This is a genomic window from Streptomyces sp. NPDC059398 (assembly GCF_042751845.1).
In the GTDB taxonomy this organism is placed as follows: domain Bacteria; phylum Actinomycetota; class Actinomycetes; order Streptomycetales; family Streptomycetaceae; genus Streptomyces.
This window is the reverse complement of sequence record NZ_JBHYWP010000007.1, coordinates 90,510-107,318: the sequence shown is the minus strand read 5'-3', so window position 1 is coordinate 107,318 and position 16,809 is coordinate 90,510. Positions and strand designations below refer to the sequence as shown.

Sequence of the window (16,809 nt, the reverse complement as noted above, 5' to 3'; positions counted from 1 at the left end):
GCCCCCGCCCGGGCGCGCCGCCCCCCGGCGGGGGGGGCCCGCCCCCGGGCCCCCGGGCGCATACAACCCCGGGGGGGGCGGGCCCCCCCAGGGGCGTGTGCCGGACCCGCCGTCGTGTCGGGCCTGCTGGCCGAGTCGGGTCTACTTGGCCGTGTTGGGCCTACTTGGCCGTGTCGGGCCTGCTGGCCGTGTCGGGCCTACTGGCCGAGTCGGGCCTACTTGGCCGTGTTGGCCGCCTTGACCAGTGCGCCCTTGTCGACCGCCCCGACGAAGATCTTTCCGTCGTCGGTCATCAGCGCGTTCACCAGCCGGGTGTGGAACACCGTCCCCGAGCCGAACGAGCCGGTCACCTTGTCTCCCAGCGAGCTGAGGAACTTCTGCGCGTCCGCGGCGGAGCCGCCCTGTCCGGCGGAGCCGCTCTTCCCCGTGGATCCGCCCAGCCCGCCGGTGCCACCGCCGATGCCGCCGATGCCCTTGCCGCTGCCGGTGTCGATCCTGGCCACCGACGTCCAGCCCTTGCCGATGATGTTCAGGCCCTTGAAGTCCTCCGGCGAGGCGGACTTCAGGTCCTTCCCGGGACCCTGCGGAGAGCGGTGCGTACCGGCCCCGGGGGCGGCGCCCTCCGTCACCTTCGCGCCCTTCGGCGGAGTGAAGGAGAAGGCGGAGGACGCGGGCTTCGCGAAGTCGACCTTGGTGAAGCCCACGTCGATGGCGGCCTTGCCACCGCTGCTCGGCGTCAGCGTGAACTTCAGCGGAGTGCCGGTCTTCGAGTCCACCGTGACCCGGACCGAACCGATCGTGGAACCGGACTGCTTCGGCTTGATGAGCAGCTGGTACGCGTCACGGCCCGCCACCTGTTCGGTGCCGTCGACGCTCACCGATGTCGTCGGGCCGACCGCCTTGAGCGCCTGCTCGGCCAGATCCTTCGGGGTGGCCGGGAGCTTGTCGGTACGGTCCTCGCGGCCGCCCGCCGAGCCGCCCGCCCGGGCGGGGGCCTTCGCGTGGTAGACCTCGTTCGACTTGCTGTCGTACGCCCAGACCTGCCGGCCGTTGTGGATCAGGCTGTACTCGGCCGCGCTGTCCAGGATGGACACCCGCTGCCTGTCGGGACCGTCCGCGGCCACCCGCAGGGTGTGCGTGCCCGATGCCAGCTCCATCAGCTTGGACTGGGGCGACGCGCTCGATCCGCCGCTGCCGCCGCCGTCACCACCGCTGCCGCCCATGCCCCCGCCGAAGGTGCCGGCCAGGCCGCCGAGTGACGGGATGCCCAGGTCCGCGTCGGCCTTCACCGTGCCGGACAGCTGCTGGGTGTCCGATGCGGCCATCTTCGCGATGAGCTGCTGCGCCGAGATCTTCGGCAGGCTGGGGTCGCCCGAGCTGGCGAGTGCGGGTACGAGACCGATCGTCACGGCCGCCACCCCCGCCACTCCGACCGGGACGAGATAACGCGCGGCCTTCCGGCGGCCCGCGGCGGAGTTCCCGGCCTCTCCGGTGTCCTGTGCGCTTCCGGTGCCCTCTGCACTGTCGTTCGGTGCCATGTGTGCCCTACCTCCGTGATCGGCGGCGATCCGTACGGTCACGCTTGTCCACCCCGCGCCGCCATTCTCACCCGAATCGGTGGGGTGTGGTGCCGTCCATCTCACCAAATTCCCGGACGGTAAGCGTCAGCCCCCGGGAGCAACTGCGCCTACTGCTGCGGTATGACAGGCGCCACGGGCGACCCGCACCGCCCCGTAGGGGGAGCGCCCGGCAGGGAAGGGGCCACCCGTCCGAAGGACCCGCCCCGTGCGACCGGCCCAACCGACAGGTCTCGACGGACGGCGCCCACCGGACAGCACCCGAAGAACAGCAGAGGACCCGGCCGCTGACACGCGACCGGGTCCTGCGCCATCGAACCGACTCACATCGAACCGACTGCCACCGAACCGACTGATATCGGGGGCCGGCTGGCGTCGAGCCCACTGACATCGAGCCGACACCCTCACCCCACGCGGTGCACCACCGCGCCGCACAGCTCCTCAAGCGCCGTCTTCGCGAAGCACTCGGGCAGCGGCGCCAGTGAGGCCCGCGCCTCCTCCGCGTACCGCACGGTGTCCTGGCGTACCTGCTCCAGGGCCGGGTGGGCCCGCATCAGCCGCAGCGCCTCGGTATGCCGGGCGTCGTCCGTCAGATCGCCCGACAGCAGCTCGACCAGGGCGAGATCGTCCGGGCGGCCGTGCTCGGCGGCCTGGGCGCGCAGCCGCAGCACCGGCAGGGTGGGGATGCCCTCCCGCAGGTCCGTGCCGGGTGTCTTACCCGACTCGTGGCTGTCGCTCGCGATGTCCAGTACGTCGTCGGCCAGCTGGAACGCGATACCGAGCCGCTCGCCGTACTGCGTGAGGATGTTCACCACGCTCTCGTCGGCGCCGGACATCATCGCGCCGAACCGCCCGGAGACCGCGATCAGGGATCCCGTCTTGCCCGCGATGACATCGAGGTAGTGGCTGACCGGGTCGTGCCCGTCGCGCGGGCCGGCGGTCTCCAGGATCTGGCCGGTGACCAGGCGTTCGAACGACTCGGCCTGGATCCGTACGGCCTCCGGCCCCAGGTCGGCCAGGATGTGCGAGGCGCGTGCGAAGAGGAAGTCGCCGGTGAGGACCGCGACCGAGTTGTCCCAGCGTGCGTTGGCGCTGGGGACCCCGCGGCGCACTTCCGCCTCGTCCATGACGTCGTCGTGGTAGAGCGTCGCCAGATGCGTCAGTTCGACCACGACGGCGGAGGGTACGACCCCGGGCGCATACGGGTCACCGAACTGGGCGGCGAGCATCACCAGGAGCGGACGAAAGCGCTTGCCCCCCGCCCGTACCAGATGCTGCGCGGCCTCCGTGATGAAAGGGACGTCGCTCTTGGTGGCATCGAGCAGCCCGGCCTCGACAGCCGCCAATCCGGCCTGGACATCGGCCTCAAGTGCCTGGTCCCGCACGTTCAGCCCGAATGGCTCGACGACGGTCACGAGGGGATCTCCTGTCTGCTGACGATCACACGGATTGTCGATGTGTCGCTGTCCGCACTCAAGTCAGCGTATCCGGTCCTCTTTCGATCACCATGAGCGCCTGCCCGCCCACCCCGAGCACATGCCGGGCGTGACCGGTATGTTCAAAACAACTCGATTTGAATGGGAGCAGTACCTTTGTCCGGAACAGAGCCGCAGCCGGGACTCGCACCACCGTCCCAGCCCCCGCCGGAGCCGGGCGACGACCATTCGTTCTTCGGCCAGCCGCGCGGTCTGGCGACCCTGTCGGGACTGGAGATCTGGGAGCGGTTCTCGTTCCTCGGGATGCAGGCCATCCTCGTCCTCTACTTCACGGCCGCGGTCGACCAGGACGGTCTCGGCATGTCGCCGGGGGCGGCCGCTTCCATCTCCGCCGCCTACGGCACGCTGGTCTATCTGGTCTCGGTGGCGGGCGGCTGGCTCGCCGACCGCATCCTCGGCTCGTACCGCGCGGTACTCGGCGGCGGCATCCTCATCGCACTCGGCCACTACTCGATGGCGGTCCCGACGGCCGGGATGACCTGGGTGGGTCTGGGGCTCATCTCGCTCGGCACGGGGCTGCTGAAGCCGAATGTCGCCACCCTGGTCGGCAAGTTGTACCGGACCGAGGACCAGCGCCGCGACGCCGGTTTCGCGCTCTACTACATGTGCATCAACATCGGCGCCTTCCTCGGCCCCCTGGTCACCGCCTGGCTGGGTGACCACGAGGGCTGGCACTGGGGCTTCTCGGCGGCCGCCGTCGGGATGACGCTGGGTCTGATCCAGTACGTCCTGGGTCGCCGCACCATCGCCGGCCGCACCGAGCGCGCCGAGCAGGCGCTGCCGCCGGCCGCGATGCGCCGTGCGGTCCGGATGATCGTCGGCGGCGTGCTGGCCGTCGCCGTGGTCGCCGTGGTCCTCGGGCTCTCCGGCTGGCTGACGCTGGACCGCACCGTCGACGCGCTGACCATCGTCTCGGTGATCGCGCCGGTCGTCTTCTTCGCCGTGATGTTCCGCAGCCCCCGCGTGACCAGGCCCGAACGCGCTCATCTGCGCCCCTACATCGTGCTGTTCCTCGCCTCGGTGGTCTTCAACTTCATCCTCTTCCAGGCGTACTCGACGATGATCCTGCTCGCGTCGACCAACGCCAGGACGGACATCTTCGGCTTCCACTTCCCGGCCGGCTGGTACGCGTCGGCGCTCGGCGCCTTCGAGGTGGCGCTGGCCCCGGTGGTCGCCGCCGTCTGGGTCCGGATGGGCCGGCACCAGCCGCACGCCTCCAACAAGATCGCGATCGGCACCATCCTCGGCGGGCTCTCCTTCCTGATCATGGTCCCCGCCACGTCCGGCCGCACGGGCAGCGACTGGCTGATGTCCGTCTGGTGGATCGTCGGCTCGTACGCGCTGCTCGGGCTCGGCGACATCCTCGTCGAGACCTCCGGCATGTCCGCCACCACCAAGCTCGCGCCCGCCGCCTTCGCCAGCCAGACGATGGCGCTCTGGTTCCTGTCCCTCGCCCTGGCCAACGGCGTCCAGGCGCAGATCGTGAAGTTGTACGGCGAGGTCTCCGACCCGGCGTACTTCGGAGTCAACGGCGCCGTCGCCGTCGTCGCCGGGCTCGCGGTCGTCGCCGCCGCCCCCTGGCTCAGGCGCACCATGCACCCCGTCCACTGAGGAGCGCCTGCCGTGGCCCGAATCCGCACCGAATTCCCGTACGAGACCCGCCGCGAGGACGTCTGGATCCCGCTCGCGGACGGCACGCAGCTGTACGCCAGGATCTGGCGCCCGGTCAACGCGGCCGGACCGGTCCCCGCCCTGCTCGAATACCTTCCGTACCGGCTGTCCGACTGGACGGCACCGCGGGACTGGCAGCGGCACCCCTGGTACGCGGGCCACGGCTACGCGTCCGTCCGGGTGGACGTACGCGGTCACGGCAACTCGACCGGCATGCCCGGTGACGAGTACGACGCCCAGGAGCTGGCCGACGGGGTCGAGGTGGTGAACTGGCTGGCCGGGAGGGAGTGGTGCACCGGCAAGGTCGGGATGTTCGGTATCTCCTGGGGCGGTTTCAACTCGCTCCAGATCGCGGCCCTGGCCCCGGAGCCGCTGAAGGCGATCGTCACGGTCTGCTCCGCCGACGACCGCTACGACAACGACGTGCACTACATGGGCGGCTCGGTGCTCGCCGTCGACATGCACGCCTGGGCGGCCACGATGCTCGCCTTCGTGTCGCGCCCCCCGGACCCGGCGCAGGTCGGCTCGGTCTGGCGGGACATGTGGCTCAACCGTCTTGAGGCCGTCGAGCCGTTCATCCACACCTGGCTCGCCCATCAGACGCGCGACGACTACTGGAAGCACGGCAGCGTCTGCGAGGACTACCGGGCCGTCCAGCCGGCCGTCCTGGCCGTCGGCGGCTGGCACGACCCGTACCGGGACACCGTCCTGCGGCTGGTCGGGAACCTCGACCCGTCGCGGGTACGGGGGCTGATCGGCCCGTGGTCGCACCAGTACCCGGACCGGGGGCTGCCGCCCGGACCCGCGATCGGCTTCCTCCAGGAGACCCTGCGCTGGTGGGACCACCACCTCAAGGGCGAGGACAACGGGGTGATGGCCGAGCCGCTGCTGCGCTCGTGGATCAGCGAGTCGCACCCGCCCGCCACGGTCTACCCGGAGCTGCCCGGCCGCTGGGTCGGTGATACGGCCTGGCCGTCGCCGCAGGTCACCCCGGTGTCGTACGCGCTCCAGGGCGACCCGATGGAGGTCAGGTCACCGATGCAGACCGGTCTGGACGCCGGGCGGTTCTTCCCGTTCGGCAACGACTCCGATCTGCCGCCCGACCAGCGGGACGAGGACGCGAAGTCCGTCTGCTTCGAATTCCCGGTCCGCCAGGCCGCCATCGAGATCCTGGGCCGCGCGAAGGTGCATCTCTCGGTGCGCTCCGACGTCCCCACCGGGCAGGTCATCGCCCGGCTCTGCGACGTCGCGCCGGACGGGGCGTCCACACTGGTCACCCGGGGGGCGCTCAACTTCTCGGCGCGGCACGGCCGGGACCGGTCGGATCCGTGGGAGCCGGGCACCACCGAGTCGCTCACCTTCGAGCTGAACGGCGTCGGTCACACCTTCCCGCCGGGCCACCGCATCCGCCTCTCGGTCTCCTCCGCGTACTGGCCGTGGATCTGGCCGCAGCCCGACTCGGCGCACGGCTGGATCCTGGACCCGGCGGCCTCGACCATGGAACTCCCGGTCCGCGCGCACACCGATGACCACATCACCTTCGACGAGCCCGAGCAGTCGGAGCCGCTCGCGGTGGTCTACCCGGACAACCCGGAGGAGCGCCCGGAGCGTCTTGTCGTACGCGATGTGGCCAAGGGCGACTGGCGACTTGAGGTGGACCCGAGGTACGGAGGTACCCGGATCTACCCGGACGGCCTGGAGTTCAGCGAGGACGCGCTGGAGACGTACACGATCAACGAGGCGGATCCGCTGTCGGCGCGCACCCGCTCGGACTGGTCGATCCGGCTGCACCGCCCGGAGACCGGCTGGGACGCCCGCGTGCGGACCCGGTCCGAGATCACCTGTGACGCCCAGGACTTCATCACGTCGAGCGAGGTGGTGTGCCAGGAGGGGGACGAGGTGGTCTTCCGGCGGAGCTGGGAGAAACGGATTCCGCGTATCGCGGGGTAGGGGGGATGGGGCCGCTCTTCCTCTCGCCTTCCTCCTCTCCGGGGTGGCGCGTGAGGGCGTGGTGCCTGGGACGGGGCCCGGCCCGGGGCGTGGTGCCTGGGGGCGTGGCCCTTGTCCGGGCGTGGTGCCGAGGGGCCGAAAACGTGGGTGGCCCGGGGCGTGGAGTGTGGTGCTCCGGGGAGGGCAGTGCTCGGGGAGCGTGATGCGGCCGGGGCGTGGTGCGGGTGGGGCGTGGTGCGGGTGGGGCGTGGTGCGGGTGGGTTGTGATGCGGCCGGGGCGTGGTGCGGGTGGGTTGTGATGCGGCCGGGACGTGGTGCGGGTGAGCGCCTGCGGCGGGCCTGTCCCCTCCCCGCCCCTTCCCGAAGCCGGGGCGAGCCCCCGGCCCCCGGTGTCCTCAAGCGCCGGACGGGCTTGAAATGGCGGGACGCCCCTGAACCTTTCAGCGGCTGACGCGGCGCGCCCCGCCCCCGTACCGTGGGGCTGTCCACAGACCTGAAAGCGAGGCAGCACCCCATGCCTGAGCAGAGCCCGCTCGACCTCCCCGAAGGCGACCCCTTCGGCCCGCACAACCTGCCGTACGGAGTCTTCTCCACTCTTGAGGATCCCGGCCGGCGCAGGGTGGGGGTGCGGATCGGCGGCCATGTACTGGACGCGGGGGCGGCGGCGACCGCGCTCGGCTCCCCGTACAGCAGGCTGCTCGCACACCCCACGCTCAACCCGCTGCTCGCGGCGGGCCGTACGGCGTGGCGCGATGTGCGGCGCGCGCTGACCGCCTGGGTGACCGTCCCGGCGCACCGGCCGGTCATAGAGCCGCTGCTGCACCCGGTGGCGGGCGTCACGATGCACCTTCCGTACGAGGTCGCCGACTACATCGACTTCTACGCGAGCGAGCACCACGCGACGAACGTCGGCAGCATCTTCCGGCCCGACTCGGCGGCGCTGACGCCCAACTGGAAGCATCTGCCGATCGGTTACCACGGCCGTTCCGGCACGGTCGTGGTGTCGGGCACCGATGTCGTACGTCCTTCCGGGCAGCGCAAGGCGCCGTCGGACCCGGCGCCGGTCTTCGGGCCCTCGGTCAAGCTCGACATCGAGGCGGAGGTCGGCTTCGTCGTCGGCGTCCCGTCCCGGCAGGGCGAGCCGGTCCCGCTCTCCGGCTACCGGGACCATGTCTTCGGCCTCCAGCTGCTCAACGACTGGTCGGCGCGGGACATCCAGGCCTGGGAGTACGTGCCGCTGGGCCCCTTCCTCGGGAAGTCCTTCGCCACCTCGGTCTCGGCCTGGGTGACTCCGCTGGAGGCACTGGACGCGGCACGGACCGCGCCGCCCGCCCGCGAACTGCCCCTGCTGCCCTACCTGGACGACGCGACGGCCGAGGAAGCGGGCGGCCTGGACCTGCGGATCACGGTCAGCGTCAACGGACAGCCGGTATCCGAGCCGCCCTTCGCCGGGATGTACTGGACGGCTGCCCAGATGCTGGCCCATACGACCGTCAACGGCGCCTCGCTCCGCACCGGGGACCTGTTCGGCTCGGGCACGGTCAGCGGCCCTTCGCCCGAGCAGTGCGGTTCACTCCTTGAGATGACCTGGAACGGCACCCGGCCTCTCGAACTCGACGACGGGAAGCGGGCGTTCCTGGAGGACGGCGACGAGGTGACGATGACGGCCTGGGCGCCGGGGCCCGACGGGACCCGGGTCGGCCTCGGTGAGGTGACCGGAAGGATCGTGCCCGCGCGATGAGCCAGGAAGCGCCGACGCTCCCCGAGGAGCTGCTGCTCCTCGCCCTGGACCCGCGCCGGGGCAAGCCGTTCTGCCGGAACCGCTATCTGGAGTTCGGGATGGCCGGTGCGGCCCTGGCCGAACTGGAGCTGCAGGGGCGGATCTCCGAGGCGCGCGGCAAGGTGACGGTGGACCAGCCGTTGCTGCCGCACGATCCGGTGCTGGGGCGGGTGCTGGAGCTGCTGCCGGCCCCGGAGAAGCGGAAGTCCGGCGGGGGCGTCGGCGCCCGTTACTGGATCCGGCGGTCCGGCCGCACGGTGGAGGGGCTGTATCTGGACCACCTGGTGGACGGGGACGTACTGACCCGTGAGACGCACCGCCTCGCGGGGCTGCTGCCCTACCACCGCCATCCGGCGGGCCCGCTGAACTGGTCGGCCCAGGCCCGCGACCGCTTCCTGACGGCGGAGGCGGCCGGCTTCCCGGACCCGCGCAGCCGCGCCCTGGCGGCGCTCGTCTCGGCGGTGGGCCTCTCCCGGATCGCCGCCAGGGACGGCTGGAAGTCCCGCTCGGCGATGCGCCACCTGGTCAAGGAGGAGTGGGCGGCCTACGCGGTCCACCGCACCATCCAACGCGACCGCGCCAACCGGAGCGGCGGGGGGTGACGGGGAGCGGGGTGGCGGTCGGCCGCTGCCCCGCCCGGGCCGGCGGCTGACGGGGCGGCAGTTGGCCGGCCCCAGGGCCGGTCGGCCGGCCGGGGGCGGCAGTTGGCCGGCCCAAGAGCCGGTGGTCGGCCAACCGGTGACTGCGGTTGGCCGTCAAGACGGCGACTGGCTGGACCCAGGCAGCTGCGGGCGGCCAAGGCGGCGAGCGTCCCCGGGGCGGCCACGGCTGCGGGCGCCCGGCCCCACCCCCCGCGCGCCTCCTCCGTCCTCCCCGGCTCAGGCCCCGCCGAACGCCTCCGGATCGTCCGGGTGATCCGCGAAGTCCGGCTCGTCCCAGGCGCCCGGGTCCTCCGGGTCACCCTGGGCGGAGGGTCGGGCCGGGGCCGAAGGGCCGGGGCCGCCGGGCCGGGCCGCCCCCGGTGACGGCGCGGACGAGGCGGACGATGCCGGTGCGGTCACATCCGCGTCCGCACCCGCACTCGCCCCCGTACCCGCCAGCTCGGCCAGCTCGGCCAGCACGCCGAGCACGCCCTCCCCGTACGTCGCCAGCTTCTTCTCGCCGAGGCCGCCGATCCCGCCGAGCTCACCGAGCGTGCCGGGCCGCACCGTGGCGATCTCCCGCAGTGTCGCGTCGTGGAAGATCACATACGCCGGGACGCCCTGCTCCTTGGCCTGCTTGCCGCGCCAGCTCCGCAGCGCCTCGAAGACCGGCACCGCTTCGGCCGGCAGCTCGGCCGCCACGGCAGCCGACCTGGACTTCTTCTCCCCCTTGGCCGCCCTGACCGCCACCGGCTTCTCCGGCTCCTTGCGCAGCCGGACCTCGGTCTCCGCCGAAAGCACCGAACCACTGGTCCCGGTCAGCACCAGCGTGCCGTACTCACCCTCGACCGCCAGCAGACCCTGTGCCAGCAACTGCCGCACCACACCGCGCCACTGAGCCTCCGACAGGTCCTCGCCGATACCGAAGACGGAGAGCTGGTCGTGGTCGAACTGGATGACCTTGGCCGTCCGGCGGCCCAGCAGGATGTCGACGATCTGGCCCGCGCCGAACTTCTGTCTGCGCTCGCGTTCGAGCCGCACCACCGTCGACAGCACCTTCTGCGCCGCCACCGTCCCGTCCCAGGTCTCGGGCGGGGTGAGGCAGGTGTCGCAGTTCCCGCAGGCGGGGGCCGCCGCCTCCTGGCCGAAGTACTGGAGGAGCTGGGCGCGGCGGCAGTCCGCCGTCTCGCAGAGCGCCAGCATCGCGTCGAGATGCGCCGCGGCCCGGCGGCGGAACGCCTCGCCGCCCTCACCGCTCTGGATCATCTTCCGCTGCTGTACGACGTCCTGGAGCCCGTAGGTCATCCACGCCGTGGACGGCAGCCCGTCCCGCCCGGCGCGCCCGGTCTCCTGGTAGTACCCCTCCACCGACTTGGGCAGGTCGAGGTGGGCGACGAACCGGACGTCCGGCTTGTCGATCCCCATCCCGAAGGCGATCGTCGCGACCACCACGAGGCCGTCCTCGCGCAGGAAGCGCGACTGGTGGACGGCGCGGGTGCCCGCGTCGAGCCCGGCGTGGTAGGGCACGGCCTCCACGCCGTTCTTGCAGAGGTACTCGGCGGTCCGCTCGACGGAGGCCCGGGAGAGGCAGTAGACGATGCCCGCGTCCCCCGCGTGCTCCTCCTTGAGGAAGGCGAGCAGCTGCTTCTTCGGGTCGTTCTTGGGGACGATCCGGTACTGGATGTTGGGCCGGTCGAAGCCCGCCACGAAGTGCCGGGCGTCCGGCATCCCGAGCCGCTCGGTGATCTCCTGGTGCGTGGCGCGGGTGGCGGTGGCCGTCAGGGCGATGCGCGGGACGTCGGGCCAGCGCTCGCCGAGCAGTGAGAGCGCCAGGTAGTCGGGGCGGAAGTCGTGCCCCCAGCTGGCGACACAGTGCGCCTCGTCGATCGCGAACACGGAGATCTTCGCGCGGCTCAGCAGGGAGAGCGTGGCGTCGACCCGGAGCCGTTCGGGCGCCAGATAGAGCAGGTCCAGCTCGCCCGCGAGCAGCTCGGCCTCCACGGTGCGGCGCTCGTCGAAGTCCTGCGTGGAGTTCATGAAGCCGGCCCGCACACCGAGGGCGCGCAGCGCGTCCACCTGGTCCTGCATCAGGGCGATCAGCGGCGAGATCACCACGCCGGTACCTGGTCTGACCAGGGCGGGAATCTGGTAGCAGAGGGACTTTCCGCCACCGGTCGGCATCAGCACGACGGCGTCCCCGCCGTCCACCACCTGCCCGATGATCTCTTCCTGCTCGCCACGGAAGGCCTCGTAGCCGAAGACCCGGTGCAGAGTGCTGAGCGCCTCGCTCTCCGCGCCCCGCGCAGACGCGGTCCGCCCAGCCTGCTCCGTGCTCCCGGCCTGCTCCGTGCTCCCGGCCTGCTCCGTATGCTCGGCCACTGCCTCGCCACTCCCGCTCATCGTTCCGCCCCGCGTTCCATCGGTCCGTCCCCCGTCGCGCCGTTCTCCCGGGCGGCCGGTCACTCCCACCGGTCACGGCCGCCGCATCTCACTCCTGCCACGATAGGGTCCCGCACCGACATCCCCGGACACAGCGGCGTACGACGGCGGAGATCGTGTGCGGACGTACGGCTACCGGGCGAAGGATCCCGCCTGGCCCGCCAGGTCAAGGAAGTACTGCGGGGCGAGCCCCAGCACCAGCGTGACCGCGACCCCCACGGCGATCGTCGTCATCGTCAGCGGCGACGGCACGGCGACGGTCGGGCCGTCCGCCTTCGGCTCGCTGAAGAACATCAGCACGATGACCCGGATGTAGAAGAACGCGGCGATGGCGGACGAGATCACACCGACCACGACCAGACCGCCGGCCCCGCCGTCGGCCGCCGCCTTGAACACGGCGAACTTCCCGCTGAACCCACTGGTCAGCGGGATACCCGCGAAGGCCAGCAGGAAGACGGCGAAGACCGCCGCCACCAGCGGTGAACGCCGCCCGAGCCCCGCCCACTTGGAGAGGTGGGTGGCCTCGCCGCCCGCGTCCCGTACCAGCGTGACCACGGCGAAGGCGCCGATCGTCACGAACGAGTACGTCACCAGATAGAAGAGGACCGAGCTGATGCCCTGCGGTGTGGTGGCGATGACACCGGCCAGGATGAACCCGGCGTGCGCGATGGACGAGTAGGCCAGCATCCGCTTGATGTCGGTCTGGGTGATCGCGACGATCGCCCCGCCCAGCATGGTGATGATCGCGACGGCCCACATCACCGGCCGCCAGTCCCAGCGCATCCCCGGCAGCACCACGTAGAGCAGCCGCAGCAGCGCACCGAACGCGGCGACCTTGGTGGCCGCCGCCATGAAGCCGGTGACCGGGGTCGGCGCGCCCTGGTAGACGTCCGGGGTCCACATGTGGAACGGCACGGCGCCGACCTTGAAGAGCAGCCCGAGCAGGATCATCGCGCCGCCGATGAGCAGCAGCGCGTCGTTGCCCATGGTGTCGGCGAGCGCCGGGTCGACGTTCTGCACGGTGCCGTCGACCACGTCGGCGATCCTGGCGTACGAGACGGAGCCCGCGTACCCGTAGAGCAGGGCGATCCCGAAGAGCAGGAAGGCCGAGGAGAACGCGCCGAGCAGGAAGTACTTCACGGCGGCTTCCTGCGACATCAGCCGCTTGCGGCGGGCGACGGCGCAGAGCAGGTAGAGCGGCAGCGAGAAGACCTCCAGCGCCACGAAGAGCGTCAGCAGGTCGTTGGCAGCGGGGAAGACCAGCATGCCGCCGATGGCGAACAGCGCCAGCGGGAAGACCTCGGTGGTGGTGAACCCGGCCCTGACCGCTTCCTTCTCACTGTCGCTGCCCGGTACGGAAGCGGCCTGCGCGGCGAAGGAGTCCGTACGGTTGCCGTGCACCTCCGGGTCGAGCCTGCGCTCGGCGAAGGTGAAGACCGCCACCAGCGAGGCCAGCAGGATGGTGCCCTGCAGGAAGAGCGCGGGCCCGTCGACCGCGACCGCGCCCATCGCCGCGATGTGTGCCTTGGTCGAGCCGTACCCGCCGGCGGCCAGTGCGACGACCGCGGCGAAGGAGGCGACCACCGCGACGACGGTGAGGAACACCTGGGCGTAGTAGCGGCCCTTGCGCGGCACGAAGGCCTCGACGAGGACGCCCAGCATCGCGGCGCCGAGGACGATCAGCACGGGGGTGAGCTGCGCGTACTCGATGTGCGGGGTGGGGATCTTGCCGATGGGGCTCGCCGCCTGCGTCGTCCACAGGCTGTGGACAGCTGTTGCGCTCACTTCGCGGCCTCCACGGTGGGCTGGGGGTCCTTCTTCTGGACGTCGGACATGGTGTGCTTCACGGCCGGGTCGACGATCTCCGTCAGCGGCTTCGGATAGACGCCGAGGAAGACCAGGAGCGCGATCAGCGGCAGTACGACGACCAGTTCACGGACCTTGAGGTCCGCCATGCCCTGCACCGTGGCCCTGACCGGGCCCGTCATCGTGCGCTGGTAGAGCACGAGGACGTAGAGCGCGGCCAGCACGATGCCGACCGTCGCGACGATCCCGGCGGCCGGGTAGGCGCTGAACGTGCCGACCAGGACCAGGAATTCACTGACGAACGGGGAGAGTCCGGGCAGTGACAGGGTGGCGAGACCGCCGATCAGGAAGGTCCCGGCGAGGACCGGGGCGACCTTCTGCACCCCGCCGTAGTCGTCGATGAGCCGCGAGCCGCGCCGCGAGATCAGGAAGCCGGCCACCAGCATCAGGGCGGCCGTCGAGATCCCGTGATTGACCATGTAGAGCGTCGCGCCCGACTGGCCCTGGGTGGTCATCGCGAAGATGCCGAGGATGATGAAGCCGAAGTGCGAAACCGAGGCGTAGGCGATCAGCCGCTTGATGTCGCGCTGGCCGACCGCCAGGAGCGCGCCGTAGACGATGCTGATCAGCGCGAGCACCAGGATCACCGGGGTGGCCCACTTGCTGGCCTCCGGGAAGAGCTGGAGGCAGAAGCGCAGCATCGCGAAGGTGCCGACCTTGTCGACCACCGCGGTGATCAGCACGGCGACCGGGGCGGTCGCCTCGCCCATGGCGTTGGGCAGCCAGGTGTGCAGCGGCCAGAGCGGCGCCTTCACCGCGAAGGCGAAGAAGAAGCCGAGGAAGAGCCAGCGTTCGGTGCTGGTCGCCATGTGCAGTGAGCCGTTGGCCCGTGCGGTGGCGATCTCCTGGAGCGAGAAGTTCCCCGCGACCACATAGAGCCCGATGACCGCGGCCAGCATGAGGAGTCCGCCGACCAGGTTGTAGAGGAGGAACTTGACCGCCGCGTACGAGCGCTGGGTGGCCGCCGCCTCGTCGCCGCCCGCGTGCGCCCGGTCCCCGAAGCCGCCGATGAGGAAGTACATCGGGATGAGCATGGCTTCGAAGAGGATGTAGAAGAGGAAGACGTCGGTGGCCTCGAAGGAGAGGATCACCATCGCTTCCACGGCCAGGATCAGGGCGAAGAAGCCCTGTGTGGGGCGCCAGCGCGAGCTGTGCGTTTCCAGGGGATCCGCGTCGTGCCAGCCCGCCAGGATGACGAACGGGATGAGCAGGGCGGTCAGGGCGAGCATCACCAGCCCGATGCCGTCCACGCCCAGCTCGTACCGGACGCCGAAGTCCTTGATCCAGGCGTGCGATTCGGTGAGCTGGTAGCGGGCGCCGCCGGGGTCGAAGCGGACGAGCTGGACGGCGCCCAGGGCGAGTGTGCCGAGCGAGAAGAGCAGCGCGAGCCACTTCGCCGCGGTGCGCCGTGCGGCCGGGACGGCGGCGGTAGCGATCGCACCGATCGCCGGGAGCGCCGCGGTCGCCGTCAGGAGAGGAAAGGACATGGTGATCAGACCGCCCTCATCAGCAGGGTCGCGGCGACGAGGATCACTGCGCCGCCGAACATCGAGGCCGCGTAGGAGCGGGCGTAGCCGTTCTGCAGTCTGCGCAGCCGGCCGGAGAGCCCGCCGACGGATGCGGCCGTGCCGTTGACGACGCCGTCCACCAGGGAGTGGTCGAGGTAGACCAGCGACCGGGTGAGGTGCTCGCCGCCGCGGACCAGGACCACATGGTTGAAGTCGTCCTGGAGCAGGTCGCGCCGGGCGGCGCGGGTGAGCAGCGAGCCCTTGGGGGCGACCGCGGGCACCGGCTTGCGTCCGTAGACGAGCCAGGCGATGGCGACGCCGATGACCAGGACCACCATCGTCCCGGCGGTGACGACGCCGGCCCCGATGGGTGAGTTGCCCTCGGAGTGGCCGGTGACGGGTTCGAGCCAGTGCAGGAAGCGGTTGCCGATCCCGAAGAACGCACCGGCGAAGACCGAGCCGAAGGCCAGGATGATCATGGGGATGGTCATCGACCTGGGCGACTCGTGCGGGTGCGGCTCGTGGCCTTCCGCGTCCGGCACCCAGCGCTTCTCGCCGAAGAACGTCATCAGCATGACCCGGGTCATGTAGAACGCGGTGATACCGGCGCCCAGCAGGGCGGCTCCGCCGAGGATCCAGCCCTCGGTGCCGCCCTTCGCGAAGGCGGCCTCGATGATCTTGTCCTTGGAGAAGAAGCCGGAGAGGCCGGGGAAGCCGATGATCGCGAGATAGCCGAGGCCGAAGGTCACGAACGTCACCGGCATGTACTTCCGCAGGCCGCCGTACTTCCTCATGTCCACCTCGTCGTTCATGCCGTGCATGACCGATCCGGCGCCGAGGAAGAGCCCGGCCTTGAAGAAGCCGTGGGTGACGAGGTGCATGATCGCGAAGGCGTATCCGATGGGGCCGAGGCCCGCCGCCATGATCATGTAGCCGATCTGCGACATGGTCGAGCCCGCGAGAGCCTTCTTGATGTCGTCCTTGGCGCAACCGACGATCGCCCCGAAGAGCAGCGTCACCGCGCCGACCACCACGACGGCGAGCTGCGCGGTGGGCGCCGCGTTGAAGATCGCCCCGGAGCGGGTGATGAGGTAGACGCCCGCGGTCACCATGGTCGCCGCGTGGATCAGGGCCGAGACCGGGGTCGGGCCCTCCATCGCGTCACCGAGCCAGGACTGCAGCGGCACCTGGGCCGACTTGCCGCAGGCGGCGAGCAGGAGCATCAGTCCGACGGCGGTGAGCTTGCCCTCGGACGCGCCGCCCACGGAGTGCAGGACCGGACCGAAGGCGAAGGTCCCGAAGGTGGTGAACATCAGCATGATCGCGATGGACAGGCCCATGTCACCGACCCGGTTGACGATGAAGGCCTTCTTGGCCGCCGTCGCCGCACTGGGCTTGTGCTGCCAGAAGCCGATCAGCAGGTACGAGGCGAGGCCCACGCCCTCCCAGCCGACGTACAGCAGCAGGTAGTTGTCGGCGAGGACCAGCAGCAGCATCGCCGCGAGGAAGAGGTTCAGATAGCCGAAGAAGCGGCGGCGCCGCTCGTCGTGCTCCATGTAGCCGATCGAGTAGATGTGGATGAGCGTGCCCACACCGGAGATCAGCAGGACGAAGGTCATCGACAGCTGGTCGAGCTGGAAGGCGGCGTCGGCCCGGAAGCCGCCCACCGGGATCCAGCTGAACAGGTGCTGGTGCAGGGTGCGGTGGTCCGCGTTCTTCCCCAGCATGTTCACGAAGAGGACGGCTGCCAGGACGAACGACGCGGCGGCGAACACCGTGCCGAGCAGATGGCCGGCACGGTCGAACCGCCGCCCGCCGCAGAGCAGCACCGCCGCTCCGAGCAAAGGCGCTGCGATCAGCAGCGCAATCAGGTTCTCCACT

At 70.8% G+C, this 16,809-nt stretch carries 10 protein-coding genes; 4 read left to right on the top strand and 6 right to left on the bottom strand.

Annotation, left to right across the window (positions count from 1 at the left end; genetic code table 11):
• Positions 1-215 precede the first annotated feature (215 nt).
• Together ACFXBC_RS04935 and ACFXBC_RS04930 are read right to left on the bottom strand one after the other, a co-directional pair.
• Complete coding sequence (locus ACFXBC_RS04935; RefSeq protein WP_385018751.1) at positions 216-1,538, bottom strand: outer membrane lipoprotein carrier protein LolA; 1,323 nt, start codon at positions 1,536-1,538, stop codon at positions 216-218.
• A 443-nt stretch (positions 1,539-1,981) separates the two neighbouring features.
• Complete coding sequence (locus ACFXBC_RS04930; protein ID WP_385018749.1) at positions 1,982-2,992, bottom strand: polyprenyl synthetase family protein; 1,011 nt, start codon at positions 2,990-2,992, stop codon at positions 1,982-1,984.
• Positions 2,993-3,169: 177 nt separating this feature from the next.
• Here ACFXBC_RS04930 and ACFXBC_RS04925 point away from each other — a divergent pair, with 177 nt between their 5' ends.
• The 4 genes from ACFXBC_RS04925 (at position 3,170) to ACFXBC_RS04910 (ending at position 9,076) form a co-directional block, all read left to right on the top strand.
• The gene (locus ACFXBC_RS04925; RefSeq protein WP_385018747.1) at positions 3,170-4,684 is read left to right on the top strand and encodes a peptide MFS transporter; all 1,515 of its coding nucleotides are present in this window, start codon (positions 3,170-3,172) and stop codon (positions 4,682-4,684) included.
• Between the two features lie 12 nt (positions 4,685-4,696).
• A complete protein-coding gene (locus ACFXBC_RS04920) occupies positions 4,697-6,694 on the top strand; it encodes a CocE/NonD family hydrolase (RefSeq protein WP_385018745.1) in 1,998 nt (665 codons plus the stop codon).
• Positions 6,695-7,208: 514 nt separating this feature from the next.
• Positions 7,209-8,435: a fumarylacetoacetase gene (gene fahA, locus ACFXBC_RS04915; protein ID WP_385018743.1), complete on the top strand. Its 1,227-nt coding sequence runs from the start codon at positions 7,209-7,211 to the stop codon at positions 8,433-8,435.
• Positions 8,432-9,076: a GPP34 family phosphoprotein gene (locus tag ACFXBC_RS04910; protein WP_385018741.1), complete on the top strand. Its 645-nt coding sequence runs from the start codon at positions 8,432-8,434 to the stop codon at positions 9,074-9,076. The genes fahA and ACFXBC_RS04910 overlap by 4 nt, the downstream gene beginning before the upstream one ends.
• 276 nt (positions 9,077-9,352) lie before the next feature.
• Here the strand turns inward: ACFXBC_RS04910 and recQ are convergent, their stop codons facing one another.
• The 4 genes from recQ to nuoL all read right to left on the bottom strand — a co-directional run bounded on the left by recQ (position 9,353) and on the right by nuoL (position 16,808).
• Positions 9,353-11,515: a DNA helicase RecQ gene (gene recQ / locus ACFXBC_RS04905; RefSeq protein ID WP_385018739.1), complete on the bottom strand. Its 2,163-nt coding sequence runs from the start codon at positions 11,513-11,515 to the stop codon at positions 9,353-9,355.
• Positions 11,516-11,686: 171 nt separating this feature from the next.
• Positions 11,687-13,339: an NADH-quinone oxidoreductase subunit NuoN gene (gene nuoN, locus ACFXBC_RS04900; protein WP_385018736.1), complete on the bottom strand. Its 1,653-nt coding sequence runs from the start codon at positions 13,337-13,339 to the stop codon at positions 11,687-11,689.
• On the bottom strand, positions 13,336-14,907 hold the full coding sequence (locus ACFXBC_RS04895) for an NADH-quinone oxidoreductase subunit M (protein ID WP_385018734.1): 1,572 nt from the start codon (positions 14,905-14,907) through the stop codon (positions 13,336-13,338). The genes nuoN and ACFXBC_RS04895 overlap by 4 nt, the downstream gene beginning before the upstream one ends.
• Before the next feature lie 5 nt (positions 14,908-14,912).
• Positions 14,913-16,808 carry an NADH-quinone oxidoreductase subunit L gene (gene nuoL / locus ACFXBC_RS04890; RefSeq protein WP_385018732.1) on the bottom strand — a complete coding sequence of 632 codons (1,896 nt, stop codon included), beginning with the start codon at positions 16,806-16,808 and terminating at the stop codon, positions 14,913-14,915.
• Between the last annotated feature and the right edge of the window lies 1 nt (position 16,809).

What these genes read in the sequence shown, in the direction of transcription:
- ACFXBC_RS04895 (WP_385018734.1), bottom strand. Translation starts at nt 14,907, where the DNA reads ATGTCCTTTCCTCTCCTGACGGCGACCGCGGCGCTCCCGGCGATCGGT.
- recQ (WP_385018739.1), bottom strand. Translation starts at nt 11,515, where the DNA reads ATGAGCGGGAGTGGCGAGGCAGTGGCCGAGCATACGGAGCAGGCCGGG.
- ACFXBC_RS04910 (WP_385018741.1), top strand. Translation starts at nt 8,432, where the DNA reads ATGAGCCAGGAAGCGCCGACGCTCCCCGAGGAGCTGCTGCTCCTCGCC.
- ACFXBC_RS04935 (WP_385018751.1), bottom strand. Translation starts at nt 1,538, where the DNA reads ATGGCACCGAACGACAGTGCAGAGGGCACCGGAAGCGCACAGGACACC.
- fahA (WP_385018743.1), top strand. Translation starts at nt 7,209, where the DNA reads ATGCCTGAGCAGAGCCCGCTCGACCTCCCCGAAGGCGACCCCTTCGGC.